7 protein-coding genes are annotated in these 5,087 nt (G+C 72.8%); 2 read left to right on the forward strand and 5 right to left on the reverse strand.

The features are described from left to right. The 4 genes from F6X68_RS30505 to F6X68_RS30520 all read right to left on the reverse strand — a co-directional run. Positions 1 to 367 (reverse strand): DUF4241 domain-containing protein (locus F6X68_RS30505; RefSeq protein WP_151457487.1); only part of this gene is annotated, 367 nt, incomplete at its 3' end. Between the two features lie 82 nt (positions 368 to 449). Next, positions 450 to 797 (reverse strand): thioredoxin, encoded by a 348-nt coding sequence (gene trxA, locus F6X68_RS30510; protein ID WP_151457488.1) that lies wholly within the window; start codon positions 795 to 797, stop codon positions 450 to 452. After that, entirely contained in the window at positions 767 to 1,159 is a 393-nt protein-coding gene (locus F6X68_RS30515; protein WP_151457489.1) for a MerR family transcriptional regulator, read from the reverse strand. The genes trxA and F6X68_RS30515 overlap by 31 nt, the downstream gene beginning before the upstream one ends. Before the next feature lie 96 nt (positions 1,160 to 1,255). Next, on the reverse strand, positions 1,256 to 2,272 hold the full coding sequence (locus F6X68_RS30520) for a Ku protein (protein WP_151457490.1): 1,017 nt from the start codon (positions 2,270 to 2,272) through the stop codon (positions 1,256 to 1,258). A gap of 86 nt (positions 2,273 to 2,358) precedes the next feature. Between F6X68_RS30520 and ligD (F6X68_RS30525) the strand changes: the two genes are divergently transcribed. Together ligD (F6X68_RS30525) and ligD (F6X68_RS30530) are read left to right on the forward strand one after the other, a co-directional pair. Continuing rightward, positions 2,359 to 3,300 carry a non-homologous end-joining DNA ligase gene (gene ligD, locus F6X68_RS30525; protein WP_151457492.1) on the forward strand — a complete coding sequence of 314 codons (942 nt, stop codon included), beginning with the start codon at positions 2,359 to 2,361 and terminating at the stop codon, positions 3,298 to 3,300. Continuing rightward, positions 3,290 to 4,204, forward strand: coding sequence for a non-homologous end-joining DNA ligase (gene ligD / locus F6X68_RS30530; protein WP_151457491.1), 915 nt, complete (start codon positions 3,290 to 3,292; stop codon positions 4,202 to 4,204). The genes ligD (F6X68_RS30525) and ligD (F6X68_RS30530) overlap by 11 nt, the downstream gene beginning before the upstream one ends. A gap of 41 nt (positions 4,205 to 4,245) precedes the next feature. Here the strand turns inward: ligD (F6X68_RS30530) and F6X68_RS33745 are convergent. Beyond that, positions 4,246 to 5,087, reverse strand: an 842-nt coding sequence (locus F6X68_RS33745) for a hypothetical protein (protein WP_225852528.1), incomplete at its 5' end; no start/stop codon positions are given.

Below are 5,087 nucleotides of genomic sequence, written 5' to 3' on the forward strand. Positions count from 1 at the left end.
CCACCCCGTAGCCGAACCAACCGTCGGGCTTGAGGGCCGAGACGTCCTGGTCGCCGACCAGCGCCATCTCCCAGCGCGCCGTCGGCTCGTCGTGGACCACCAGTTCGAGGGCGGCCACCCGCCGGTCCGCCTCGGTGTCCTCGCCCCGCACCACCGCGACCCAGGCCCGCGCCGGGTAGCGGCCGGGGGCCACCCCGACCGTGAACGGTTCGTCCTCGGGGCAGGCCACCGGGTCGCAGCCGACCACCCGCCCCGTCGGCAGCACGACGTCGCCCAGCGGATGCACCTCCATGACGTACGTGGCGTGCTCGTCGGCGAAGCGGGCGCCGGGTGTCAGCAGCCGGTCCAGGTCGGGGGTGTACGGCATGGGGTTCCTCTCGCGGCGGGGGCCGGCGGAGCGTACCCGCGGCGATCCGCACCCGCGAGACCGCACCGCGCCGGCCGGCGGTTCAGCCCTCGAGATGCCGTGCCAACCCCTGGCGCAGGTGGTGCTTCGGGCGGGAGCCGACGATCGAGCCGACCACCTGCCCGTGGCGGAAGACCAGGAGGGTGGGCAGGGACATCACGCCGTAGGTGCGGGTGGCCGTCGGGTTGGCGTCGGTGTCGATCGTGGCCACGACCAGCCGCCCGGCGAACTCCTCGGCGAGCTCGGCGAGGCTGCGGGAGATGGCCCGGCACGGCGGGCACCAGTCCGCCCAGAAGTCGACCACCACCGGCCGGTCGGCGGCGAGCACCACGGTGGCGAAGGTGTCGTCGGTGACGGCGGTCAGCGAGCCGTCCGGCGCAGTCTCGAGCATGTTTCCTCCCGGTGGGTGATGGCGTGGGCGAGTTGGTCGCGCAGCTCCTGGCGGACCGCGTGCAGCCGGTCGATGCCGGCGTCGAGCTCGGCCAGCTTGCGCCGCAGCACGGCCACCGAGTCGGGGCAGACATGACCGGAGGCGTTGCCGGCCCGCAGGCAGGCGACGAACGGGCGGATGTCGTCCAGGCCGAAGCCCACCGCCAGCAGCGCCCGGATCTCGCGTACGACGTGCAGCTCCGCCTCGTCGTAGACCCGGTAGCCGTTGGCCGAGCGGGCTGCCCGGACCAGGCCGTGCGTCTCGTAGTAACGCAGGGCCCGGGTGCTCGTGCCGGCGCGCTCCGCCAGCTCACCGATCAGCATCCGACCTCCCTCGTCCGACCCGACCGACGCTAGACCTTGTCACCGGCGTCAAGGCAACCTCGGCCGGGCGGGCGGCGGTACGCGTACGACCAGGGGTCAGGCCGTCTTGCGGGCCGCCTTCTTCGCGGCGGCCTTCTTGGCGGCGGGCTTCTTCTCGCCCTCGGCGGCCTTCTTCGGGGCGGCCTTCTTGGCGGCGGCCTTCTTCGGCGCGGCCTTCTTCTCGGCGGTCTTCCTGGCCGGCGCCTTCGCCGCCTTCTTCTCGGCGGCCTTCTTCTGCGCCGAGCGGGCGGCCGAGATCGGGGTCGGCTCCCCGCCGCCGCCGGCCGGCGCCTCGCCCCGGGCGGACCGGGCGCGCTCGACGGACGCCTTCAGCGCCGCCATCAGGTCCACCGCCGCGGCCGGGGCCTCCTCGACCTCCTCCGGCTGGACCACCTCGCGACCCTCCACCTTGGCGTCGATGACCTCCTGCAGGGCCGCCCGGTAGTCGTCGGTGAAGGCGTCCGGCTCGAACTCGCCGGCCATCGAGTCGATCAGCGAGCTGGCCATCGCCAGCTCCGGCGGGCGGACCTTCAGGTCCTCGTCGAGGAAGCCGAAGTCGGGCTTCCGGATCTCGTCCGGCCAGAGCATCGTGTTGAGCAGCAGCACGCCCTCGCGGACCCGCAGCGTGGCGAGCTGCTCCCGCTGGCGCAACGCCACCTTGACGATCGCCACCCGCTCCGAGTCGGCGAGCGCGTCGCGCAGCAGCACGTACGGCTTGGTGGCGGTGCCCTCCGGCTCCAGGAAGTACGCCTTGTTGTAGAGGATCGGGTCGACCTGCTCGGCGGGGACGAACTCCAGCACGTCGATCGCGCGCGAGCTGGACAGTGGCAGCTCGGCGAAGTCCTCGTCGGTGAGGATCACCATCTCGCCGCCGCCGATGTCGTAGCCCTTGGCGATGTCGTCGTAGGTGACCTCCTCGCCGCAGACCTGGCAGGTGCGCTTGTAGCGGATGCGCCCGCCGTCCTCCCGGTGCACCTGGTGGAAGCGGATGTCCTTCTCCTCGGTGGCCGAGTAGAGCTTGACCCCGATGGAGACGAGCCCGAACGAGACGGCTCCCTTCCAGATGGCCCGCATCCCCGTGCTCCTCTCGCCGGTACAGCCCAGGATCGCAAATGATCGAAGGCCACGCGAGCGCTTCGGTGCGCAAGTACAGTCGGGACGTGCCCGGCGCGCCGCTCAAGCCGATGCTCGCGATGACCGGGCAGCTCCCGGCGGGTGCCGGCTGGGCGTACGAGTTCAAGTGGGACGGCGTCCGCGCGCTCGCCGACATCTCCGGCGGCCGGCAGCACCTGTACGCCCGCAGCGGCGTGGAGATCACCGTCGCGTACCCCGAGCTGGCCACCCTGCACGAGCAGGCGGGCGACGCGCTGCTCGACGGCGAGGTGGTGCTGCTCGGCGAGACCGGCCAGCCCTCGTTCACGGCCCTGGCGGAGCGGATGCACGTGCGCGACCGGAACAAGGCCGCCCGGCTGGCGGCGGTCGCCCCGGTGACGTACATGATCTTCGACCTGCTCCGGCTCGACGGCGAGGACCTGACCGGCCGGTCGTACGCCCGCCGGCGGGAGGCCCTGGACGGCCTGGGGCTCGGCGGTGCCCGGTGGGCGGTGTCTCCCCTCTTCGGCGACGGCCCGGCCACCTACGAGGCGGCCGGCGAGCACGGCCTGGAGGGGGTGATGGCCAAGCGGGTCGACTCGGTCTACCGGCCGGGCGTGCGCTCGCCGGACTGGGTGAAGGTCAAGCTGGAGGTCACCGGCGACTTCGTGGTCGGCGGCTGGCGGCCCGGGGCGCGCCGGATCGGCGGCCTGCTGGTCGGGGTGCCGCGCCCGGACGGGCGGCTCACCTATCGGGGGCGCGTCGGTGGCGGCATCGGCGCGGCCATCGAGCGGGAGCTGCTCCGCGAGCTGGAGCCGCTGCGCGCCGGCGCGTCGCCGTTCGCGGGGGACGTGCCGCGCGAGGATGCCCGGGGCGCGATCTGGGTAACACCCCTGGTCGTGGTGGAGGTCAAGTACGGCCAGCGCACCCCGGACGGGCGACTGCGGTTCCCCCGGGTGCTCCGGCTGCGGCCGGACAAACCCGCCGAGGAGGTCGACGATGCCGGCTGAACGGTTCAAGGTGGACGTCGAGGGACGCGCGCTGGAGCTTTCCAACCTGGACAAGGTGCTCTATCCCGAGGCCGGGTTCACCAAGGGCGAGGTGATCGACTACTACACCCGGATCGCCCCGGTGCTCCTGCCGCACCTGGCCGACCGGGCGCTCACCCGGATCCGCTTCCCCAACGGGGTCACCGGCGGCTCCTTCTTCGAGAAGAACGTCCCGGCCGCCACCCCCGGCTGGGTACGCACCGAGACGCTGCCCGCGCCCGGGTCCAGCAAGGGCCGGGACACCATCGACTACGTGGTCGCCGACGACCTGCCCACCCTCGTCTGGCTGGCCAACCTCGCCGCGCTGGAGCTGCACACGCCGCAGTGGAAGGTCGGCGAGCACCCCGACATGATGGTCGTCGACCTCGATCCCGGGCCGCCGGCGGCGCTGCGCCAGTGCTGCCAGGTGGCGCTGCTGATGCGCGACCGGCTCGCCGACGACGGCATCTCCTCGTATCCCAAGACGTCGGGGAAGAAGGGCATGCAGCTCTGCTGCCCGATCGCCGGCAGCCAGTCCTCCGACCACGTGTCCGACTACGCCAAGCGGATCGCGCAGGAGCTGGAGCGGGCGCACCCGAAGCTGGTCGTGTCGAAAATGGCCAAGAACCTGCGGCCGGGCAAGGTCTTCATCGACTGGAGCCAGAACAACGCCGCCAAGACGACCGTGTCGCCGTACTCGCTGCGGGCGCAGTCCGTGCCGTCCGTCTCCACCCCGCTGACCTGGGACGAGGTCGAGGCGGGCGCGGCAGGGAAGAGGCCGGCGACGAAGCCGTACACGGCGGGGGAGGTGCTGAAGCGGGTGGAGAAGCAGGGCGACCTGCTGGCCCCGCTACTCGACGGCGGCCCCGAACTGCCCGCCCCCTGACAGAACCCGGCCGGCGGGAGCGGGCCGGCCGGGCAGCGGCGTCAGGCGGCCGGCCAGGTGGTGTACGAGATCCGCGCGTTCAGGTTGGCCGGCACGCCCAGCCAGGTGTAGCAGTTGACCGAGACGACGGTGTCGGCCCCGGACGGGGACCACCCGGCCAGTACGCAGTAGCCGCGCGGCGGACGTTGGAGACTGGTCACGAACGAGTTCACGAAGGCGGTGCCGTAACCGGTGGCCGTGCCGGCGAAGCGCGCCTGGTAGCGGCCGGTGCCGAGCACCGTGCCCGTCACGCCGCCGAAGCCCGGGATCGTCGAGTTGTAGCTCTCGCCGCCGATCCAGGTGCCGCTGACGTTCTCGCCGTGGAACACGCCGCTGGCGAAGCGCGGCCCGAACGCCCGGCCCAACAGGTCCACCCGGGAGCCGTACGTGACCACGAAGCGGGCGTCCACCGGGTTTCCGGCGGCGTTCGCACAGTGGACCACCCACCCGTCCGGCGGATCGAGCTGGCAGTGCACGGCGGTGCCGCCCAGCGCGGTCACGTGCGCCATCGGGAAGATCGCCCCGCCCTCGCTGGGCGGGTTCGGGTTCATCAGGAAGCGGTACCGGCCCTTGTCGAGGCGCTCGTAGGAGACCGTGCCGCCGGTCGAGTCGTACCGGTAGGCGGCGGGCAGCGTGCGTACGCCGGTCGGCTGCGCCTGGTCGGTGACGAACCACGCCAGCCGGCCCTGACCGACCTGCCGGACGTTGGTGAAGGTGGCCACGAAGCGGCTGTCCGCCGGGCTGCCGGTCGCGGCGAAGCAGCGCACCTGGATCAGCAGGTCGGGGGCGCCGATCGGGCTGCGGTACCAGCTCGCCACCGTGCAGAGGACCGGCCCGCCCCCGT

Source organism: Micromonospora sp. AMSO12t (genome assembly GCF_008806585.1).
Classification (GTDB): Bacteria; Actinomycetota; Actinomycetes; order Mycobacteriales; family Micromonosporaceae; genus Micromonospora; species Micromonospora reichwaldensis.